Consider the following 22,256-nt stretch of genomic DNA (forward strand, 5'->3'; position numbering starts at 1 on the left):
TTATGATTAACTGTATTGTAGTAGATGACGAAGCCCATGCAATAGAATTACTCACATTGCATATCGAACAAACACCATTTCTGAAGCTGGCCGGTTCTGCCATGAATCCCGCCGAGGCATTACAGCTTTTGAATACCACACATGTAGATCTTATTTTCCTCGATATTCAAATGCCGGGAATGTCCGGGATTGAGTTTTTGCCTTTACTGGGAGATAAATATAAAGTTATACTTACAACTGCTTTCAGGGAATATGCACTGGATGGATTTGATCACAATGTAGTAGATTATCTGCTAAAGCCTATTTTCTTTCCACGGTTTTTAAAAGCAGTACAGCGGGCACAGGAAATTATTTCATTCCCTAAAAAAGAACTGGAAGATGACTTCATTATGGTGAAGACAGAATACAAAGGGAAACTCATCAAAATTAAAACCCAGGATATCATCTATATTGAAGGCAAAGGAAAATATGTCTGCTTTCACACCAGGGACGGAGAACAGACCATGGCACTGCTGAATATCGGAGGACTTGAAAACAAATTACCAGGGGATCATTTCCTGCGCATTCATAAATCATTCATTATTGCAGTTCCTTTTATTATGATGATCCATGGAAATCTGGTTCAACTGGAATTTACCAAAAATCAAATTCCTATCGGCCAGACTTATCGTGATATTTTCATGAACCAGATGCTTGGCAAAGTGATCTCCAATAGAAAAAGCAACAGCCCTGATCAGGATCCCGATGCTTAAAATCTATTTCAGAAATATTGTAAAAAATCAAACAATTAATTTATAAATCAAAAAAAATGAGAAAATCATTATTGATCCAATCCATTGGAATTTTAGCCCTTTCAGTGGCAACATCATGCGCACCATCTTATTTTGGGAAAAGCTATGCTCCTACTCAGAATGTTGATGTTTATTTCGCTGAAGGAGATGTAAAAAGAGAACATGAAACCATGGGAACCACAGAAATCGACCAGGGATTCAGTTCCATAGATGCTATGCAGCAAAAAGCAATTGAACTCGGCAAATCCAGAGGTGCAGACGGAGTTATTATGAAACTTACGCAAGAGGTTACCGGAAGTTCTAAAAGTGATTTTGGAAGTGTAAAAAACGGAAGTAAGAATAATACCTATAGTGGTGGATCTATTACGACCAATATGAAGGTAAAGAAAATACAGGCCACTTTCATCAAATACAAATAATGTCCGTACTCTGGGACCTCCTTTTTAGGTTGCTTTTCTGGCTTCTTTCACTGATCTTATCTTAGGATCATCTATTTTAAATTCATCTATTTTTTTAATCGTTTCAACATCAATTAATAGCTTGTAAGCAAGCTACAGGAAATTTATGTGCTGAAATTAAGCTTCCCCCAAGCGAAATAGATTTAAAATACCAGAAGGCAGTTAAGCAAACCTATCATATCAAAAACTTCACTTAGAAAAAATAGTCGTTTTCATTATAAACAATTCAGATTGTTTTTATCCGAAGCCCAAAGGGCTTCGGATTTTTTTTATTTCAGTTCAGCTTTAATTGATGGATGATAAAACCATGTACAATTCGTTCTGATTTTTCAGCTGCATCTTCTTATTGATCCTGTATCTTCTGGCCTCAGCTGCTCTTATGGTAGAATTGGTATATTGTGAGATCTCTTTAATCCCAAAGTTCATTTTCAAAAGACTGCAAAAATTAATATCAGAAATATTGAGTTCAGCATATTTGTTTTTAAGAGTTGGATAAAAGTTGGGATATATTTTTTGAAACTCTATGTAGAATGCATTGATATCTTCTTTGGCCAAAAGAATCAGTTCTTTTGTGCTTTCGGTCGTTGTGTTTAAAATAGTATTATCGGTTAGGATTTCTTCATCCGGTTTGCTGCTTATAGCAACTTTCTTTATTTCCTTTTGCGAAGAATTTACCTTTTTCTTTCTATTATTCTTAAGATAGAAGAACAAAATTAATCCTGCCGAAAAAATAGCACCAACTCCAATAATAATATCTGACGTCTGGATCGTTTCCGTTTCATTTTTGTCCGAAACTTTAAGATTTATTTTATTAATAAAATTAACATCTCCTGATTTTTTCTTGACCAGATCAACACTATCTACAATACGTTTATATTTTTTGGAAAAATAAGTAGCATTTTCAAAATCCTTCATTCCATCATAGCATTCAGCCATCATGGCATACACCTCATACTGTTCATATCTATTATGGTCTTTTTGAGAATCTACAATTGCTTTTGAAAAATAATCGATGGCAAGAGAATAATTCTTGACTTGTTTTTCAATAATTCCTTTAATAATTAAACTCCGAACCAAAAAAGTATCGTCCGCATATGATATCAGAAACTGATCAATAATTTGACTATACTTTCTGGCCTCATCTATTTTTTTAAAACGGGCTAAAGAAACTGCCAGAGATTCAAGTGTATATATTACAGTAACCTTTTTGTAGCTGTTCGAATCCTTTATTTTTAGGGATTCAGAATAAGCAAACTTTTTTAATTTTATGATTTCGTTTATTGTTTTCTCGTCAAAATACTCTCTAATCGTTAATAGTTCTGCCTTCGCCAACTGTATATAAACATCATTAATAAGCTTGTCTTCTTTGATTTTGACAGATTTATTGTAGTCCTCAGCCCTTTCTAAAATATATTTTGCCGCACTTAAATGATCCAATTGTAAAAGCACTCTTTGATACAACAACAGAATACGACAGATCATATTATCATCATTTTCTTTTTTTGCCAAATCCAGTCCTTCATTAACTTTTGAAAGAGCTGAATCAAAATCACCATTAAGATGATATAATTTAACCTCTTCAAAAATAGAATACACTTGTCCAGGGTAGAATTCTTTCTCTTTGGATAGATAATAAAGAACAGTCGCATTCTTAAGCGTAAGACCCGGGTTATTATCTCCTTTCAAATAATTCTTTTCCAGTAACTGGCCTACACTATCTATTTCCTTGGTACTGGTCTGCGCTGGGGCATCAAAATAAAAAATAATAAAAACAATAAAGAATATGGATGTTTTTAATATTTTGTTGTTATGCATGTTCTCTTAATTAATTAAAACAAATATATACAAATTGAAAGTGATTATATCTGGAAATTCACCTGATTTTTTTTCATTATTCCTCTAAAAATACAGTTTGTGTATTTTTGTGTAATTAGCTCTGCATCCAGCTGCTACAAGCCAAAAACAAAAACACACCTTCACACAAACATACATAAATAAACACATGTATTCACAATGTAAATTTGAGTACTTGTTAATTTATTTTTTCATTATACATTTGTGATAGGAAAATATGAAACATATTATATTTTGATTAAATAAAAATCAACTTTTATACTAATAATGAGGTATAAAATAATATTACAATCTTAATTCATATGATCCCGGCTTAAAAAACACAAACGATGAAAGAAAATAGCTTAAAATGAAAAAACACTTTTTATAAGAGTCTGTAAGAATCCAGCGGATAAATTTCTTTTACAAACAACACAAATGATGAGAGAAAATGATTTCAATAAAAGCTGTGATATTTTCAATTTCTTATTGATTATCTGATAAAATAGTCGTTAAATAGTGTTAGTAGTTTTAAACTATGGTTTTCAATCCGGGGCTAAATAGTCCCGGATCTTTTTTTATTGATCCTACTTCTCAAAAGCCTTCTGTTTTTTTCTTATCACTATTCTGATTATCCTGCCAGGCTTCTCAACTATTTCGTTTTCTTACAATTCTGATATTCGACAAGTCTATACCTTTACCTTATTAAAATAATTAAAAAAATAACCGTTATGAAAAAGGTTTTGTTAAGTATAGTCACTATTATAATAGCATTAATTTTAATCGTAGGAATACTGGAACTTACCAGTTCTTATAAAGTTTCAGAAGATATTAATAGGAATGCCCCAGTACAAACCCAACAACAAATCATTATCCACGCTACCCCTGAAAAAATATATCATATCATGAGTGATGTTAATCATTGGTCAGCCTGGAACAAAGACATTCAGGATCCGGTAATGACACTACCTTTTCAAAAAGGGAACAGTTTTGACTGGAAAAGTGGAGGACTTACCATTCATTCGACTTTACATACCGCTATTCCCTATCGTAAAATTGGGTGGTCCGGACCCGCTTTTGGATCCTTTGCAATCCATAATTGGACACTAATTCCTAATGGAAATGACACCAAGGTCATTGTAGATGAAAGTATGGAGGGGTGGCTTGTTTCTTTACTGGCTAATAAATTCCAATCCCATCTGGAGCTCTCCTTACAGGGATGGCTAAGAGACTTAAAAGCCCAAGCTGAAAAGTAACAATTTTTAAACAAAAAACACCCTCTTCTTTAAAAATATATTAATATTAGAGCTAAACGTAGTATTTAAAACTAAATTTTGTACTTTTATCGTCTAATAACCTGTGTTATTACAATCTCAACAGTTTATTAACCTCCCGTTTATTCGGGAGGTTTTTAAATTGCTTTCAGTTTTTACACCTGAAAAAATTAAATCTTAGAGATACAGTTCTAAGGACTTAGATCCACTCTTCCAAAAGGTGATACCAACTAACACGACCATCAGGGTTTAGTACAAAGACAGCAGATGCCTTTCTGGTATTTATCTCTCCATCAGCATTCTGAGTTTCTATATATTCTGCTAATGCGTGCATATCCGTAAGATGGATCTTTATTTCCGAAACCTCAATTTTAATCTGAGAAAATCTTTTAAAAGCTGTCGGAAGCCAATTTGAAAAACCTTCATAATCCAGTTCATTGCCTCTACTTCCTTTCATGTAAAAATGAGGATGAAAATTATCCAACATATCGGATAATAAACTTTCCTTATCATTTGTGTTCCCTTTGAACCAGTCTTCTATTTTCTGGTGAAAATCCAGAATTTCTTTTTGTACAATTTCTTTTTTATCCATTATTTCTAATTTGTTTTGAGTAATAGAACATTATGATCAGCCCTACGATCTGGGAAATACCAATTGCTGCAGTGGCCACTGACATTCCGATTCCCTCCGAAGCTGAAAAAAAGAGCGAGCCTATAACCGCGCCTCCCAACACACTTCCAATCTGAATCCCCGTACTCACTATTCCTGAGGCTTGTCCTGCTTCATTAGCCTTAATATCTGTCATTATATTTTTAAGCATAGCAGGCATCACAGTTCCATGTCCTGAACCAGCTATTAATAAGGCCAAATAAACTCCTAATCCCGGCTTTGAATCCTGATAAAATAAAAAAGCAGCCATACCCATCCCAACAATTAGTAAAACTAAGCCAGTTTTAGCAAGGGTAACACTGTCGATTCTTGTTCTTGTACTAAGCAGTGGTGCGGCAAAAAATCCAATTCCATACGGTAAAATTGCCATCCCTGTATCAATCGATGACCATAATAAATGGTTTTGAAGATAATAGGGGTAACAGATAAAAAGACCTGCTGTAAAATTATAGATCAAAATAATACCAAGCCCCTGACTAAATCTTTTATTTTTCAGAAGGCTTGTATAAATTAAAGGAGGCCTTCCTGAATGCTCCAACCGGGATTCATATTGAAGGAATAAACAGAAAATAAATAATCCTAAAACCATAGTCATAAAGATCCAAATGGGCCATCCCTCCTTATTTCCTTCAACCAAAGGATAAATAACACAAAGTAAAGACAATACGATCAGCAGAATACCTATAAAGTCGATCTTAATTTTGGATGACTTCGTTTCGTCAAGGGATCTTGATATCCCCACTATACAAATTGCAGCCACTGGAATATTAATTAAAAAAACCGACTGCCAGGTAAATCCAAACCATTGAAGTTTTAATAATGCACCACCCAATAACTGCCCCATAATCGCCGCAAAACCAAAAACAGAACCAAATATTCCCATTGCTCTTCTTTGCTCGGTAGAAGGGAATATGATCCTGATATTCGCTAATGCCTGAGGAGCAAGCATTGCTGCGCCTACCCCCTGCACAATTCTGGATCCAATCAAAAAGGAAATATTGGGAGAAAAAGCACATGCGGTAGAAGCGATCATAAACAGGTACAATCCTATAATAAACATTCTCTTTCTCCCAAAAATATCACCAAATCTACCTCCACAGACAACCAAAGCAGCATATGTTAAACCATAGGCAGCGATCACCATTTGTAATGACGCATGGGTTGCATTGAAATGGGTTTTGATATCGGGTAATGCTATATTGACAATAAAGTAATCAAGAGGGGAAAGAAATGCTCCCATCGTAAGAAATCCCAGGGCCTTCCATCTGTTTATATTGTATTCCATTGTGAAAAATTACTGCAACAAAGAAACCAAAGTAAATACATGTATATTTGTATAATTAAAGGTTTATTATGTACAATTGAATATGATGGGCAGAGAAGGAATTGATATATTTTCGGTACAAAAAAAAGAAATTGATACGACATTGTCTATTTCCTCACGACAATCATTTACTATGGTTTTTGTTAAGGAAGGAAAAGGTATTGTAAAAGTTGATCATCATCAATATGACTTCAGGACAGGAAAGTTCTTTCTGTTGAATACTTCCGCGAATTACCATTTTTATGCTGAGAAAGCCAGTTTAATTATCATTCAGTGTCCATTACATTTCATAGACCAGATCCGAACCGAGGCTGACCGTATTGAAACTTGTGAAAATCTCAATAAACTGAATTATATTGTCAATAATTATCACAGTCATGCCGGCTGTATATTTCGAAACACTGAAGACCTGCAGTTTGCTGAAGTCCTTATTGAAAATATTCTGAGAGAATATATTGTTCTATCGAATAAGGATTATCTTATTATCCGGCAATCGATCTCAATCCTCCTTAATCTTGTTGCCCGCAATCTAATATTGAGTGATACCGAAGAACTGAACGAAAACAGTACTGAATTTCTGATCATGAAAGTCATCACTTATGTACAGCAATACATCAAAGATCCCGAGAAGACAAAAGTTTCCTTTGTTGCCCAACGTTTTGGTCTCTCAAAAACTTATTTTGGTGAATTTTTCAAAAAGAATGTAGGCGTATCTTATCAGTCTTATTTACTAGCATATCGTTTGAAACTCGTTGATACCCGTTTACAATTCAGTACCATGAGACTAAAGGAAATTGCTGAGGAACTGGGTTTCAATGATGAGAGCCATTTATCTAAAACCTTTAAAAAACATAGAGGGATAAGTCCTTCTCAATATAGAAACCGCTAAATATTTAAAGCAAATACTTTATTTGGTCAAACTACTTTTGCTTTTCGGGTAATCCTGGCCAACCACGAAGGGAAAAATCTTTTAAGATAAACTCCTAAAACTTCTTTGCCTCCAATTGCTTTCTGGTATTTCTTCAGTTCAATAGCTTTAAGCATTTTCTTGGCAAAAACAGAAACAAGCATCCCGTTTTTTGTAGCATCATCCATAATTCCCTGGGATGAACCGTCTCCTGTCACGGCATTTAGAGAAATATTGGTTTGTATAAAACCAGGACAGATTATTGTGACCAGAATTTTTTCTTTATACAATTCTGCGCGCAGTGCATCAAAAAAACCATGCAGAGCATGTTTGGCTCCGGCATAGCCACTGCGCATTGGAGCTCCAAACACTCCCATCAGGCTGGACACTACAGCTATTTGCCCACCTCCATTTTTAATCATATAAGGAACTGTAGCCTTTGTTAATGCAACTGTTCCGATATAATCAACCTCTATTAAACGTTTATCTACTTCTATATCAGTGTCCATTGCTAGGGATCGTTGGGATAAGCCTGCATTATTGATCAGAATATCAACACTTCCAAATTTTTCTATAGCTTTTGCAGCCACTGAAGGCATATCTTTGTAATGGTAAAGATCTAAAGGTAATATGGCATAACGATTTTTTGGTAACCCTGCTTTTTGTGCAATTGCTATCAGCTGTTCTTCTTTTCTCGACGAAAGAATGATCCTTGCCGTTGTTTTTGTTGCCAGCTCAAGAACGAGTGCCTCTCCGATCCCGGATGATGCTCCTGTGATCCAAACTGTTTTACCGTTAAAATAAGAACCCATATATTGATTTTTTACATTCTATTTTAGTCCGCCGATATATTGCCCCGCTTTCATTCCTGAAAACAGACATCCGCCAAGAAAAGTTCCTTCCAAAGCACGATAACCATGCATACCACCGCCCCCAAATCCAGCCACCTCTCCTGCTGCATACAAGCCTTCAAGGACCGTTCCATCATTTTTTAAAACCTGACCATTAAGATTTGTTTTAATCCCTCCCAAAGTCTTTCTTGTAAGAATATTGAGCCTCACCGCGATCAATGGACCGTTATCAGAGTCCAATATTTTATGGGGAGCTGCTACCCGCCCTAATTTATCCCCAATATATTTTCTGGTACTCCGTATATAATTGACCTGGGTATCTTTTGAAAACTGATTATCCAGTTCTCTGTCTCTTGCATCAATCTGCAATTTTATTTTATCATAGTCCAGAAGATAATCTCCCGAAAGTTCATTCATTCTTTGTACGAGATCCTGAAGGTTATCTGAAACAATAAAGTCTTTTCCGTTTTCTTTAAAAGCTTCCACAGGTCCCGGAGCTTTTTTTCCAAAAATCCTTTTTAGAAAAAGAACATAATCCTTATTGGTGATATCAGGGTTTTGTTCCGATCCGGAAAGCGCAAATTCTTTTTTGATTATTTTTTGTGTCAGGATAAACCATGAATAGGAAAAACCTGTATCCTGTATATATTTTAATGTCCCTAATGTATCAAATCCCGGCAAAAACGGTGCAGGAAGTCTGTTTCCTTTAGCATCGAACCAAAGAGAGGATGGTCCAGGCAATATTCTTATCCCATGGTCCGGCCATATAGGACTCCAATTCTGAATCCCTTCAGTATAATGCCACATCCTATCCCGATTGATAATATCAGCACCTGCATTTTCTGCTATGCCAATCATTTTGCCATCCACATAAGCAGGTACTCCGCAAATCATTTTTTCAGGTGCCTTTCCTAATCTTTCCGGCCAGTTTTTACGTACCAGCTCATGATTAGCTCCTATTCCCCCTGAGGCTATAACAATGTGTGGAGCATTATATCTGAATTGTGAAACAACGGTTCTACTGGTCGGTTCGCCTCTTTCTTTATTATCATTTTCCAATACATTCCCTTCAATTCCGGTTATCTTACCATTCTCCATGATAAGATTAGTAACCCTATGTCTGAATTTCATCTGAAGCAACCCTTTTGTTTTTGCTTCGTAAGCTTTCTCCACAAAAGGTTTCACAACACCAGTCCCTGTACCCCAGCTGACATGAAAACGGGGAACCGAATTTCCATGACCACTCGCGGAACCATCCCCTCTTTCTGCCCATCCGACCATAAACATCAGCTTGATTCCCATCTTTGAAATATAATTGTACTTTTCATTGGCGGCAAACTTCAGATATGCTTCCGCCCATTGCTTTGGCCAGTAATCTTCTTCACGGTCAAAACCTGCCGTCCCCATCCAATCCTGCCTTGCCAGTTCATAAGAATCCTTGATTCCTACTCTCCGCTGTTGGGGAGAATTGATTAAAAAAAGTCCTCCAAAAGACCAGAATGCCTGACCACCTATATTTTGTTCAGTTTCCTGGTCTATTAATAATACTTTTTTTCCTGTATTGGTAATTTCCATTGCTGCAGTCAGCCCCGCTAATCCGGAACCGATGATAATAGCATCAGGTTGAAATTCTTTGTCCATGGGTTTTATGTATCAGTATGAAATTCTATAAACTAAGATAATGGATTTTAGAATTATAATAAACTGATTAATCTTTGTTTCGTTTATTTTCTTCGGTTTTTAATATGCAGTAAATATGATATTATTTAAATTCCAGTAAATTTGAATTTCTCATGCAAAATAAAATCTCATGAACATTGAATATAGATCACTGCTTCCTCATGAAAGCAGAATATACAGAACTATTCGTTTAGAAAGTCTAAAAAAATTTCCAGAATCTTTTGGAGCCAATTATGAAGAGGCCCTACAAACTGAAAAATTCAAATTAGAATATGATATTGAAAATCAAAGAAATGAAAGATTTGTTATTGGAGCTTTCAGTGATGGTGAGCTGATTGGAATTTGTGCTTTTGTAAAGGAAGAGGATAATGCCGGTCATATTTATCAGATGTATATTAAAGAAAATTTTCAAGGGAAAAATATCGGGTATGGATTGATTCAGGCTGTCGTCGAGGAAGCAAACAATAGATCAAATTCTACTGAAATTGTTTTAGAAGTCACTCATAGCAATATAAAAGCCTATCAATTATACAAGAAATTCGGATTTAAAGAAGTAGCTAAAAATACTCAGGAAAAGGAAACAGATTCCAATATTGTTATGGTATATGGCAGAAGTTAATTTTTACCACAAATTTATATATTTAAACTTCCTTTTCTTTCCAATTTATTTTAAACAAAAGGAACAACCACCAAAAGGAGCAGCTCTCCTTTTGAAGGACTTTAATTTAAAATTCCGTGAATGGCCGAATGAGTTTTATGGTAAGGAAAATATTATTTCCATTCTGCTCTATGCATGATAAAACTGTTTTCCAATTTTTCAAATCCCACTTTCGGATAGTATTCCATCGCGGTTGGAACGGATAGCAGCAAGACCATCGATTGTTCACCTACCTTTTCTTTGGTCATATTGATCAGCTTTCTGCCAATTCCTTCTTTTTTGTATTCATCCCTAATGGCAAGATCTGATAAATAACAACACCAAACCCAATCGGTTATTGAACGGGAAACTCCTACTAACAGATCTTTATACCATGCTGTAATAATAAGGTTTGAATGATCAAACATTTTTTGCATTCTCTCTTTGTCATGAGTTGGACGGGGCAACCCTGCGTTGTCATAAAGTTCAATGATCTGATCCGTTGTCGGTCTTTTATCTGTACTGTATTGTATTTCCATTTTGGGTATGAGTTTAGACATATGAAAGATACTCATACAATTTGTTTTGCACGTATGAATAGACTAAAAATAAGCAATTTTTTAATAACAATCTTATTAAAACCCCTATTAACAAAGAGGTTTCTATTTTATCTTAAGTTTTCACAAAATATTGTAGCACTTACTCCGTTTACTATACACGTAAACTCATGTTTGAGTTTCATGGTTATTAGTTTTTAATCCTCAACTTCGGTTGAGGATTTTTTATTATATTTAACACATCTTGTGATCTAATCACATTTGTGTTTTTTTAAGCCTTCTTCGGAAGGTTTTTTCATGTTCTAAAATTAGTAGAAGAATCAACTGCAAAAGCAGTAGCTACAGGAAAAAAAGTATCTGTCTCCGACTTTTTCAAGAAAAAATAAGAATAATAAGGTATTAAACTAAAAAAATAATGTGCATATTTTTGTCATTCTATTCTCCAAAATCTGATCTCTGATGAATTTTTGTGGGACTATAACCAAATTGTTTTTTAAAAGCATATGAAAAATGAGAAAGGTCCTCAAACCCAATTTCAATATAAATATCTGAGGCAGTCTTTCCCATTTCAGTGATCAGAAAATAAGCCTCATTCAATCGTTTTTGCAATATCCATTGATGGGGTGAAGCATGGAAAACTTTTTCAAAATCACGCTTAAAGGTCGCAAGGCTTCTCCCTGTGAGATATGCAAAACGCTCTAGATTGACATTATACCTGTAGTTTTGATTCATAAAGACCTCGAGATCAATTTTATGAGGCTGCGAAAAATCAAAAAGAATATTTCTCAGATCCGGCTGTGACTGCAATAAGATCAGCAAAAGTTCTTTTGCCTTCAGATCGATCAATGATTTATTATTTAGATGATCACTATCAATAATAGTTTGAAGAGAAATCAAATAATTTTGAAGCAGGGCGTTCATAGGTATAGGAACAAGTGCCTGTACGGGTACAAAATGATCAGCGGAAAGGTCATATTCACGGGCCATATTCACCAGCATTTCTTCTCCTAAATAAATATTCATGCTTTCAAAAACTCCATTTTCTGGAGGATATTTTACAAACTTCACAAGCTGATTTTTCCTGATAAGATTGAAATCACCCTCCTCTGCTCTATATTTTTCTTTACCATCAGCAAGAACAAAGCTTCCCGATAGTTGAAACGAAAGGGTATGCTGAGGAACAAAATTTTCCCCTTTTCTGCTTAGTTCGTGATAGCAGGAATAAACAATGCCTGAATTCTCTTTCTTTGCCATATAGATAAATCAGGCGTTATTTTCTGATAACGCCTGATCAAATTTACATTATTATTTCAAAATTGCTTTGGCCTCAAGATAAGCCCCTAATCCATACACTCCAAATTCACGCCCAATACCCGATTGCTTAAATCCGCCAAACGGCAACATTGGATCATGGCTAAACCCATTAATGCAAACTCTTCCTGCATCAATCCTTGAAGCAACCCTCAAAGCATGTTCCTTATCTTCTGAACTGATATAGGCAGCCAATCCGTAAGGGCTATCATTAGCAATTTCTATGGCGTCTTCTTCAGTTTTATAAGGAATAATCGATAATACGGGACCAAATATTTCTTCCTGGGCAATCCGCATATCATTTCGAACATTGGTAAAAATGGTTGCTTTCACAAAATTTCCCGCTTCTAGACCCTCGGGTTTTCCTACTCCTCCAGCAAGCAAAGTGGCCCCTTCTTCCAAGCCTAACTTAATATAGTTCTGAACCCTTTCAAACTGTTTAATACTTACCATAGGTCCTATATGCGTTTCCTGATTTTCCGGAAAGCCAACGATTACTTTTTCAGCAACAGATTTTGCTATAGCATTCACCTGATCAATTTTATGTTCAGGAACCAAGAGTCTTGTTGGCGCAATACATGCCTGCCCACTATTCATATAAGCTCCATAGACGGCCATAGGTATAGCCTTCTCCAGATCAGCATCCTCCAGAATGATGTTGGGTGATTTACCTCCCAATTCCAAAGTGACACGCTTCATCGTATCGGATCCATTTTTAATGATCATTTTACCGACTGCTGTAGAACCTGTAAAAGAGATTTTGGCTACATTCCGGTTATTGGTAAGTTCAGTTCCTACTACATTCCCCAAGCCGATTACAAAATTGATGATCCCTTTTGGCAGACCCGCATCATGAAAAGCTTCCATAAGGACCTGCGTCTGTAAACTGCTCATTTCACTGGGCTTGATAACGACGGTACATCCTGCTGCAATTGCAGTTGCCACTTTACTGCAAATTGAACTATTACTTGCATTCCATGGAGTGATGATCCCGACAACCCCTACTGGCTGAAGTCTTACAATGGAAGAATTAATATTTTTTTCAAATTCAAAGTGTTTAAGCGTTTCGATAATACTGTCGAACCAGCCCCCTGTATTTTGGTTACTTAAAGTAGAAAACTGGTAGGTCCCTCCGTATTCTTCGATCATTACATCGATAAAATCCTGTTCTCTTTTTTCGACTGCATCTTTTAATTTCTCCAGATACGCAATACGTTCTGAAACACTGCTTTGAGAAAATGCTTTAAATGCTTCTTTTGCTGCCGCAATAGCATCTTGGGTATCTTTTTCATCCCCAAGTGTCACCTCACCAATTTTGATATTAGTGGATGGATTGATCAGGTCAAAAGTTTCAGTTCCATGAGGCGTTACAAATTCGCCATTGATGTAAATTTTATTTACTTTTTTCATTTCTTATAATTTTATAAGAACAAAATTAGGGGATATATGAATCATAAACTTTGTAAAAAAGCTCAATTTATTTTGTAAAAAAGCTCACTCATGTTTAAAATTTTAAGTTGGTCACCCATGAGATATTTCTTTCCCATATTTTCATGATCAATGATTTTTACCTATCGGGAATGACCTACCACCCAATAAAGGAGCCCTTCAATAACGAAGAGCTCCAGGGGCATATAATATTAAAAAGTGTTTTAAATAAAAACTTCCCAATAAAGGGAAGCAATAATTATCCCTTGCGTTAAATAGACACTAAGTGATTACTATTAAAGGATTGTAATACAAATATATCAATAGAGCTGCTACCGTTTTATGATCGCAATCATAAATTAGTGAATTATGATATTTTTTTATGATCATTAATCCTTTGTCGTTTTCTTAAACAGGTTTAAGAAAGTATACGATAGAAGCACATAAATTTGTGTTCATAAATCAATAGTATGTCATTACAAACCCCAAAAATTGTCGCTGGTGTTTCAATTCCGGACAGCAGCTTAGCTCAACAGGCCACCCAACTTCTAATGGAACATGGTTCAGATGTTCTTTATAATCATTCATTACGGACATTTATTTTTGCTTCCCTACATGGAGAGCAAAGAAAATTGGTATATGATCCGGAACTTCTGTATGTTTGTTCTGTTTTCCATGACTTAGGACTAACTCCACACTACAGCAGCTCCAATAAACGTTTTGAAGTAGATGGAGCCGATGCGGCGCGTAATTTTTTAAAAGGGCATGGTTTACCTCAACAGACCTTACAATTGGTTTGGGATGCAATAGCACTACATACCACACCGGGTATTGTAGAGTATAAAGAAGCCGAAGCTGTACTACTGAACTCGGGAGTCGCCCTGGACGTTGTAGGAAGAGGATACGAACAATTATCGGATACTGTTCGTAAGGAAGTTACAGGATATTTTCCACGTGATCATTTTAAGAAAACAATTATCCCTACTTTTTTTGAAGGATTCAGACATAAGCTTCATACAACTTATGGCAACATGAATGCAGATATCTGTACATGCATGATCCCGGGATTCAAAAGTCCTAACTTCTGTGATGCAATTCTACAATCTCCATGGGAAGAATAAATATTAAAACAGAATACACTCCACTGTAATTTTATCTCTTCATCATATATAAATAAAGAGACTATCCGAAAGGACAGCCTCTTTTTTTGGTTATTAGTTAATACCCCTAATATTCTAAGAAAACTTACTCAATCTATTCAGCGGTTAAACTTCGGCTAAAATACAAAAATTCTTTAATTAGTGACTAATTAATATTTAAAAACACCTATTAGTAAAGAATTACAGAAGTTTATTAATTCACTTTAAAAGGAAATAAATTAAATATTATATTATTTATTTTGTCATAAATGATTTAAAAACTCTTTCCCTACTTACTATTTTCCAATTTAAATCAAGAAAACTTTAAAATGTTTTACAACTCCTATTTCCAATCAGCATTTCCACTAAAAAAATAACTGTATAATCAATGTTTAAATTATTTTAAATCACAAATACACTTACAAAAACATAAATATAAACACTTGTTTTAAAGTAGTTTAACATAATAAAAAAAGCCACAACTATATGAATTATATTACTATATTTGGTAGAATCTAAATGTATTATTAACCGTTTTAAAAATCAATTATGAAAAAACTTTCTGTTTTAGGTGCTTTTTTAGGTTTATATTCCCTACATGCACAAACTACTATTTTTGAAGATAGCTTTGAAAGCTACTCAGATTTCGCCTATACTACCGGTACAGTGGGTGCCTGGACTTTAACAGATGTAGACGGGAAAAACTCTTATGTCTTAAATGGTTCTACTTTTCCTAATCAGGGAATTCCAAAGGCCTTTATTGTTTTTAATAAAGCAGGAATTGTTCCAGCTACAGCTTCTACCCAGACTGCTGCAAGAACGGGCAATAAAGCAATGGCATGCTTTAATGTAAGTACTCCCGCCCCACTTGTTAATAATGATTGGCTGATCAGCCCTAAAGTAAATTTAGGATCTACCGGGAACAATGTAAGTTTTTGGGTAAAACCCATCCATGAATTGTATGGTGAAGAAAAGTTCAATGTGTGGATATCTACCACCAATACTAATACAACCAGCTTTACCAAAATCAACCCAAATGTAATTGTAACCCCGGCTGAAGTAGAATGGAATCAGCATACTTTCAATTTAGACGCTTATGCTGGTCAAGGTGTTTATATTGCAATACAATGTGTTTCGGATGACCAGTTCGCCTTGTTTGTTGATGACTTTAAAGTGACCACAACAGGAACTTTGGGGACTTCTGAAACAGCTAAATCCTCGGCTGGTATTTCTGTATTTCCTAATCCAGTATCCGACATCCTCACCATTAAATCTAAAGAAAAAGTGAATAATGCTGAAATTTTTGATATGAGTGGAAAAAAAGTAGAAGCCACTTTGACTAATGATAAAGTTGATGTGAGACATCTAAATTCCGGAAGTTACATCATCAATATTGAAACTAAAGAGGGTAAAAAGACCGAGAAATTTATCAAAAAATAAATGACTCACCTCCAATAATAAAAAAACACTCCAGTTGGAGTGTTTTTTTTGATAACACCAGTTCTCTGACAGATTTTTTTTACTAATAAAACAGCTATTCCATAATGGTATTTCATAAAAAAGGTTGTCTATCAATAGACAACCCAAGTATATACCTAAAAAAAATTAAAAGCCACCGATATTTACATAAAACCTAGGACCATGATATTTCCATGTATCATTTCCATACCCCAATTCATTGAAACTTGTTGTATAGAAATGAGACCCTTTTTTGGTATTATAATATTCATATACCGGAACATTAGTTCCGTTCATATTGACGGATGCTCCCAGCATTTTTATTTTTGTCCAACCATTTTTGTTCTCTATTTCTCCGGGAATTGCACTGATATATGAATCTTCAGTTTGTGTATTGTACCAAATCGTAATATAAGGATTACTGGTTACCTCAGGACCTACAGCTCCTAAAACCCTTTCCTTAAAATAAGATGGCGGAGCCGGATGATCAACTACACTATAATAATGAATCATTTTTGAGGGACTGTAAAAACCTTGGATCAGGTTGCTCATTCCAACTTTAGCTTCCCCATTCTGTATTTTTGCTTTTGGAGCAGCTCCATTCATATTAGCATCATTCTGAATATCTGAATCAGATGAGCAACTGGTCACGGCTAAAAATACGGTCAATGTCAATGCTGACATTTTAAAAAAATTCTTCATAAAATTTGTTTAATTATTTTACATTTAAGTCTCGCTAAAATATAAAAATTCTACATTTAGTGACAAATAAATGCTAAATATATGCTATTAATAAAAGAAAAAACAAATTATATAAATCACTAAAAAAAGAAATAAATAGCATTTATATGAAAATCAAGATACTAAAAAATCCCACGGGAGGAGTGGGATTTTTTTTATTTAAGTAATCGTATCGTTATTGGAGTCAGTATCTTCTGATCTTCACGGTGGAAACCCCATATATTTTCACTTTTCTTCCCACTTTTTTAAGCAAACCCGTTTTTATATCACGTTTAAAAACAAAAGCATTTCCAGTCGACGCATTGGTTACAATTAAAAAGTTACCCATTTCATCAATATCAAATACCCTTAACTGTTTACCAAATGTTGGCTGATATCCTACAATCTCTAAGGTACCATTTTCACGAATTGAAAAAATAGCAATATTATTTTCATCGCCTCGATTAGAAGCGTATAAGAATCGTCCATCAGGAGAAATATGAATATCGGAACTTTCAAAATTCTCCTTAACTTCATCTGTATGAGTATTGATCCTTTGAATAGCTTCTAATTTCCCGTCATTATATGAATAAGCATCTACTGCTCCTCCTAATTCTTCGATACAATAGGCAAATTTTCCATTAGGATGAAATGTAAAATGTCTTGGACCCGTTCCTGCAATAGTTGTTACAAAAGGTTGTTCCGCAACCTGCAGCGGTTCAGTTTCATCACTTTTAAAGTGATAAGATCTGATTTTATCAGCTCCCAGATCAGGTGCAAACAGATCCTTAAAATCCGGTGAAAAAACAGTAGAATGGATGTGCGAGCGATCCTGTCGGTCTTCATTGATGCTGCCTTCTGAAAACTGATACCTTTGAGCCCTTGGATTAATTCTTCCATTTTCTGAAATCGGATACACAGAAATACTTCCTTCGGTATAATTTCCATTCACGAGCCATCTCCCACTTTGATGGACAGTAAGATAAACAGGATTCTCACCTCCACTTTTCTGACTGTTTATAAAAGTCAGTTTTCCATCTTCGGGATTGAATTTAAAACTGCTGACGCTCCCTGCATTTTTGGTTTTGCTTTCTGTACAGGCAAAGAGGTACTTCCCATCAGGGGATAATGTTAAAAACGATGGGTTCAGGATTCCTTTAACTGAACTTATTTTTTTCAGCTTTCCACGAAGGGTATCCATTCGATAAACATAGAGTCCTTCAGTAGTTTTATCACGATTAAAAGAGCCAAAGAACACATACGTATTCTGCGCATATACTTGTCCGCTTGTCAAAATTACAAGTAACAGACCTAAGATTTTTTTCAATTTCTTTATTATTAAAAGGGAGTTGGAGCAATAGTGCCGGAAGTTGGCAAATTTAAATATTGTCTTAATTCAATGAAAAAAAAATTTAATAAAATTGACTGTAAATGGCAAATTATTTTTAGAAATCCAGCAATTACTAATTTCGATTACCCTAAAAATAGCTCCAAAGCATACTAAATAAAAACTTCCCCATTAAGAGGAAGCATAAGATAGTAAATGATGAAAATTATTATTAGATAAATTGTTGATTCAAAGGTATAAAGAGATCAACACTTTATTTATGATTGAAATCATATATTGGGGAATTATCTTATTGTAACGTATTTACTATAAAATAAGTTGCCAGATCAGTATTGGAAAATCCGGTAAAATTCATTTGACGGAGCAATGTTACGAGTTGCCCCCTATGATAAGTAGCGTGATTAATATAATGAGGAAGGGTTTGCCAGAATAGCATTTTCGCTTCTCCCCCCTCTGGGATATTTAATCGTGATGGGTTGTTTATAATCTTCTTCTGGATAGCTTTCTATAAAACTTTTCATGTCAACGGACGCTTTTTTCCAGATTTCTATCAGTTCATTTTTCGTCCCTTTGAATTCGGTCGATAAATAAATAGGATCGGGAGAACTTGTCCAAAAGTCAATCCAAATCTTTTTGGCACTGACGATATGGACAACCGTTTGTTTAATACCAGGAAAACTACTTACAACTGGCCGCTCCCATTGTTCATCATTAATTTGTTCGAGCCATTCAATTGTAATATTGTCTGCCCAATTGTTGTAATCAACTAATTCTAAAAAAAACTTTTTTGTCATTTTACTTTTTATTTAAGTTCAATGCAAAAATAAGTTGAGGGAAAGCTATAAAGCTGTCGTTAATCGTTCAAAAGCTGTTTACCAACGTTCATATTCTGTTGCTGAAATTGTTTCGGGCTCATTCCATAAATCCGTTTAAAGGATTGAGAAAAACTTGAATGATTTTCATAGCCTACTTCGTAAAATACTTCACTTGGATTTTTGTTTTGTAATAATAACAATGTCGCTGTTTCCATTTTCTTTTGTAAGAAATATTTACTGGGTACCATATGATAAATCCTTAGAAATCTTCTTTTAAAAGTAGAGATACTGGTGTGGCACAGAAAGGCTAATTCATCTAATGTAAGATTGTTGGTGAGATTTTTTTCAACTGCTTTTTTTATTTCAATATCTGAATACTCTTCCACTTTTCTTGTTTGGAATGACAGGACAGCTTTGGGATATTTTTCAAGGAGATACAGCATTAACTCTTCAAATTTTAACTGCAGCATTTGGGTTGAAATAACAGATGATTTTTGCTGAATTAATTTAAGTGATGCAATATAATAGTTAATGAATTCATCCTTTTCAAATACAAGCAGTGGCATTTCAAATTCTTCTATCCTTGTTGAAACTGCCTTAATAAGCTTAGCATACTTCGCGTAAAAATTAATCAATACCTCATCACTAAAGAAAAACAATGTACTGCGATACTCATTGTCTACCGAAAGCTTTTCTGTCATTAAACAATTATTCGAGGAAAGAATGGCAAATTGAGCGTCCGTAATTGTTGTGGCTTTATTTGCATAATGCACCACTTTCTCACCTTTTTCTAAAAAATTAATGAAATTCTCATGAAGAAGTATTTTATTCCTTTGAGCTTGTACATTAGAAAAGTAGCTATATGTCCTAAGAACATTTTTATCCTGCCCTCTATTCACCTTTTGTTTGATCGTTTCCATAAGTCATCTGATATCTTGGATGAGGATTCAGTTATATACAAATATACCAAACAGAATTTATTATAGCGAAATTTTAGTTTTTATTGATACGCTCCACAATTAATGACGAAAAGCACTTCACCCCGGTTCTTATACTTTCTTCATCAACCTGAAAATTAGGTGCGTGATTCATCGCAATCATTCCCTTTTCAAAATTGGAACCGCCCAGAAAAAAGTAGACCCCCGGAATTTTTTGTTGAAAATAGGTAAAATCATCATTAAAAAATGGAATCTGTCCATAATCTCTTGTTACTGCATCTTTTCCATAAATAGTCCGAAGTGTATTAGTTGCAATATCTGTCAATTGTTCATTATTAACAACCGTCGGGTTTTCCTGCATAAATGAAACAGAGACTAATTCATCTTTATAGCCAGTCTCTTCCACAACCTTTTTAACTTTAGGAATTATGTCTTTCACAAGAAACGGATCCGTTTCGTATACATATGCTTCGAGGAAAAACTGATTGTTTTTAAAACGGGTAGTACAATGTTCATCTACAAAAAGGTAATCTCTAAAAATCGTATTAGGATCCATTAAGCCGATTTTTGGATCAGTCATATTTTGTATTTCCCAAGGTTTACGATTGGTATTACGAGATAAAGCGTTGCTCACTCTTTTTGTTAATTCCTGTGCCTTTTCTTTTGGCAAATCATTTTTCAGTACAATTCTAATTCTTTTCTGGTAAGCAAATACTTCATTGGGCTTAACCATTATTTGCCCGGTTGGCAAAGCAGTGATGTGGAGTCCATATATTTCATCAGGATTTATTTTGGAAAACAAACCATTATCGACCATAGATCTTGCTCCAATAAAGGTTTCTTCTTCAGGTTGAAATATAAAATAAACCGTTCCTTTTAAAGATTTTTTATTTTTTGCAAGAACCTCAGCAATCCCCAGTCCAACAGCCATATGAACATCATGACCACAACCATGCTGAACACCCTTTATTTTTGACTTAAAAGAAACAGGATCCGGATAATCATTAGGCAGCGCATCCATATCACATCTCCAAGCAATTTTTTTGCCTTTCTTATCCCCTTTTAAAATTCCTACAATACCATGACCATAAATATCTGTTTCTACTTCAAGGCCTAAATCCAGTAAATATTGTTTTATAATCTTTTGGGTACGTACTTCATTACCTGCCAATTCAGGGTTTTCATGAAAATCTCTTCTAATATCGACTAGCTTCTTAAAGATACGGTCCGTTTCAAGTTGAATAGATTGGTGTATCAAAAGCTCTTTTGTCTTTTTTAAAGGAGTAGCGCCTGGTATCGTTTTATCTTTTAATTCTTGTGCAGATACCGATAAATTAATAAGGCAAATCAAGCTTAATAAGAATGTTTTCATGGGAGAATTTAAATAATTAAAGTAAGTAACCTATTGTATATAGTATAACAATTATAGTGCTTAATCTGTTACTTATTTATATAATAATTGGTGAAGAAAATTTATACATTTATCACCCATCTATATTTCTATATCTATTTGAATAATAAATTGATATCATAAAAAACACATTATATATAGCATTGATAAAATATCCATAATTATATTTTTTCATTAATAGGACATCGTCCGAAGAATAACCTGAAATATTAATTATTACAACAAGAATTAGCAGTACCAGCCAAAAGAGAATAAAGCTTATCGTGTTCCCTTTTAAATTATCCAGGGCTTTCTTATCCTGTAACCTGTATGAATATATATAATTAGGCATCCATGAACCTACAGTAAGCGCAATAGACAGATTAAAAGAGATAAAAAAAGGAAATAGGGCTAATACCGATAATGCACAGAAAAAATAAATCGCTACAAATCTGTTTTTGCTCTCTTTTTCATTTTCCTTATAGATAAATAATGGAATATTCATGAGCAACAAAAAAAATAAAACCCAGAAATTAAAAAAGGAAAATTTCTCTACGCTTTTATTTTCTAAAAACATGTACATATTAAAGCCGGCCCAAAGGAGATTGATCCCGATTTGCACAAGTGCAGACCGGGTTAAAGGACTCACTTTCTTTTTATTTTCCTGATATTGTTGCTGAACTTTTTTAAGCTCTTCCTGTAATTTTTTATTTTTGCCAAACATGGG

General features: G+C 34.5%; 22 protein-coding genes. 7 read left to right on the forward strand and 15 right to left on the reverse strand.

Annotated elements, in window-relative coordinates; translation table 11 throughout:
* The first annotated feature begins 2 nt into the window (after positions 1-2).
* On the forward strand, positions 3-752 hold the full coding sequence (locus CEY12_RS05715; RefSeq protein ID WP_089026773.1) for a LytR/AlgR family response regulator transcription factor: 750 nt from the start codon (positions 3-5) through the stop codon (positions 750-752).
* A gap of 56 nt (positions 753-808) precedes the next feature.
* The gene (locus CEY12_RS05720) at positions 809-1,210 is read left to right on the forward strand and encodes a hypothetical protein (RefSeq protein WP_089026774.1); all 402 of its coding nucleotides are present in this window, start codon (positions 809-811) and stop codon (positions 1,208-1,210) included.
* Between the two features lie 324 nt (positions 1,211-1,534).
* Here the strand turns inward: CEY12_RS05720 and CEY12_RS05725 are convergent, their stop codons facing one another.
* On the reverse strand, positions 1,535-3,064 hold the full coding sequence (locus CEY12_RS05725; RefSeq protein WP_089026775.1) for a tetratricopeptide repeat protein: 1,530 nt from the start codon (positions 3,062-3,064) through the stop codon (positions 1,535-1,537).
* A gap of 749 nt (positions 3,065-3,813) precedes the next feature.
* Here CEY12_RS05725 and CEY12_RS05730 point away from each other — a divergent pair.
* On the forward strand, positions 3,814-4,338 hold the full coding sequence (locus CEY12_RS05730) for an SRPBCC family protein (RefSeq protein WP_089026776.1): 525 nt from the start codon (positions 3,814-3,816) through the stop codon (positions 4,336-4,338).
* Positions 4,339-4,555: 217 nt separating this feature from the next.
* Here CEY12_RS05730 and CEY12_RS05735 read toward each other — a convergent pair whose 3' ends face one another.
* On the reverse strand, positions 4,556-4,948 hold the full coding sequence (locus CEY12_RS05735; protein ID WP_089026777.1) for a hypothetical protein: 393 nt from the start codon (positions 4,946-4,948) through the stop codon (positions 4,556-4,558).
* Complete coding sequence (locus CEY12_RS05740) at positions 4,941-6,311, reverse strand: MFS transporter (protein ID WP_089026778.1); 1,371 nt, start codon at positions 6,309-6,311, stop codon at positions 4,941-4,943. Before CEY12_RS05740 ends, CEY12_RS05735 begins: the two co-directional genes overlap by 8 nt.
* An 82-nt stretch (positions 6,312-6,393) precedes the next feature.
* Between CEY12_RS05740 and CEY12_RS05745 the strand changes: the two genes are divergently transcribed.
* A complete protein-coding gene (locus tag CEY12_RS05745; protein WP_089026779.1) occupies positions 6,394-7,239 on the forward strand; it encodes a helix-turn-helix domain-containing protein in 846 nt (281 codons plus the stop codon).
* Between the two features lie 26 nt (positions 7,240-7,265).
* Here the strand turns inward: CEY12_RS05745 and CEY12_RS05750 are convergent, their stop codons facing one another.
* Complete coding sequence (locus tag CEY12_RS05750; protein WP_089026780.1) at positions 7,266-8,069, reverse strand: SDR family oxidoreductase; 804 nt, start codon at positions 8,067-8,069, stop codon at positions 7,266-7,268.
* Positions 8,070-8,087: 18 nt separating this feature from the next.
* Positions 8,088-9,749 carry an FAD-binding dehydrogenase gene (locus CEY12_RS05755; RefSeq protein WP_089026781.1) on the reverse strand — a complete coding sequence of 554 codons (1,662 nt, stop codon included), beginning with the start codon at positions 9,747-9,749 and terminating at the stop codon, positions 8,088-8,090.
* Positions 9,750-9,918: 169 nt separating this feature from the next.
* On the opposite strand from CEY12_RS05755, the gene CEY12_RS05760 reads away from it, so the two are divergent.
* A complete protein-coding gene (locus tag CEY12_RS05760; protein ID WP_089026782.1) occupies positions 9,919-10,407 on the forward strand; it encodes a GNAT family N-acetyltransferase in 489 nt (162 codons plus the stop codon).
* 152 nt (positions 10,408-10,559) lie between these two features.
* On the opposite strand, the gene CEY12_RS05770 is transcribed toward CEY12_RS05760, so the two are convergent.
* The 3 genes from CEY12_RS05770 to CEY12_RS05780 all read right to left on the reverse strand — a co-directional run bounded on the left by CEY12_RS05770 (position 10,560) and on the right by CEY12_RS05780 (position 13,703).
* Complete coding sequence (locus CEY12_RS05770) at positions 10,560-10,964, reverse strand: GNAT family N-acetyltransferase (RefSeq protein WP_089029800.1); 405 nt, start codon at positions 10,962-10,964, stop codon at positions 10,560-10,562.
* A 453-nt stretch (positions 10,965-11,417) separates the two neighbouring features.
* The gene (locus CEY12_RS05775; protein ID WP_089026784.1) at positions 11,418-12,236 is read right to left on the reverse strand and encodes a helix-turn-helix domain-containing protein; all 819 of its coding nucleotides are present in this window, start codon (positions 12,234-12,236) and stop codon (positions 11,418-11,420) included.
* 51 nt (positions 12,237-12,287) lie between these two features.
* Positions 12,288-13,703 (reverse strand): aldehyde dehydrogenase family protein, encoded by a 1,416-nt coding sequence (locus tag CEY12_RS05780; RefSeq protein ID WP_089026785.1) that lies wholly within the window; start codon positions 13,701-13,703, stop codon positions 12,288-12,290.
* A gap of 488 nt (positions 13,704-14,191) precedes the next feature.
* On the opposite strand from CEY12_RS05780, the gene CEY12_RS05785 reads away from it, so the two are divergent.
* Both CEY12_RS05785 and CEY12_RS05790 read left to right on the forward strand, forming a co-directional pair.
* Positions 14,192-14,842 carry an HD domain-containing protein gene (locus CEY12_RS05785; RefSeq protein WP_089026786.1) on the forward strand — a complete coding sequence of 217 codons (651 nt, stop codon included), beginning with the start codon at positions 14,192-14,194 and terminating at the stop codon, positions 14,840-14,842.
* Between the two features lie 567 nt (positions 14,843-15,409).
* Positions 15,410-16,300: a T9SS-dependent choice-of-anchor J family protein gene (locus tag CEY12_RS05790; protein ID WP_089026787.1), complete on the forward strand. Its 891-nt coding sequence runs from the start codon at positions 15,410-15,412 to the stop codon at positions 16,298-16,300.
* A 165-nt stretch (positions 16,301-16,465) separates the two neighbouring features.
* On the opposite strand, the gene CEY12_RS05795 is transcribed toward CEY12_RS05790, so the two are convergent.
* The 7 genes from CEY12_RS05795 to CEY12_RS05820 all read right to left on the reverse strand — a co-directional run bounded on the left by CEY12_RS05795 (position 16,466) and on the right by CEY12_RS05820 (position 22,253).
* Positions 16,466-17,020, reverse strand: a complete 555-nt coding sequence (locus CEY12_RS05795; RefSeq protein ID WP_157676763.1) for a hypothetical protein — start codon at positions 17,018-17,020, stop codon at positions 16,466-16,468.
* A gap of 223 nt (positions 17,021-17,243) precedes the next feature.
* Positions 17,244-18,365: a lactonase family protein gene (locus CEY12_RS05800; RefSeq protein WP_228409801.1), complete on the reverse strand. Its 1,122-nt coding sequence runs from the start codon at positions 18,363-18,365 to the stop codon at positions 17,244-17,246.
* 310 nt (positions 18,366-18,675) lie between these two features.
* On the reverse strand, positions 18,676-18,822 hold the full coding sequence (locus tag CEY12_RS22830) for a DinB family protein (protein ID WP_410493890.1): 147 nt from the start codon (positions 18,820-18,822) through the stop codon (positions 18,676-18,678).
* On the reverse strand, positions 18,788-19,180 hold the full coding sequence (locus CEY12_RS05805; RefSeq protein ID WP_228409802.1) for a DinB family protein: 393 nt from the start codon (positions 19,178-19,180) through the stop codon (positions 18,788-18,790). Before CEY12_RS05805 ends, CEY12_RS22830 begins: the two co-directional genes overlap by 35 nt.
* Positions 19,181-19,239: 59 nt before the next feature.
* On the reverse strand, positions 19,240-20,121 hold the full coding sequence (locus CEY12_RS05810) for a helix-turn-helix domain-containing protein (RefSeq protein WP_089026789.1): 882 nt from the start codon (positions 20,119-20,121) through the stop codon (positions 19,240-19,242).
* A 73-nt stretch (positions 20,122-20,194) separates the two neighbouring features.
* Positions 20,195-21,511, reverse strand: coding sequence for a M20 family metallopeptidase (locus CEY12_RS05815; protein ID WP_089026790.1), 1,317 nt, complete (start codon positions 21,509-21,511; stop codon positions 20,195-20,197).
* Positions 21,512-21,623: 112 nt separating this feature from the next.
* On the reverse strand, positions 21,624-22,253 hold the full coding sequence (locus CEY12_RS05820; protein ID WP_089026791.1) for a hypothetical protein: 630 nt from the start codon (positions 22,251-22,253) through the stop codon (positions 21,624-21,626).
* Between the last annotated feature and the right edge of the window lie 3 nt (positions 22,254-22,256).

It is taken from the genome of Chryseobacterium sp. T16E-39 (genome assembly GCF_002216065.1).
GTDB lineage: Bacteria > Bacteroidota > Bacteroidia > Flavobacteriales > Weeksellaceae > Chryseobacterium.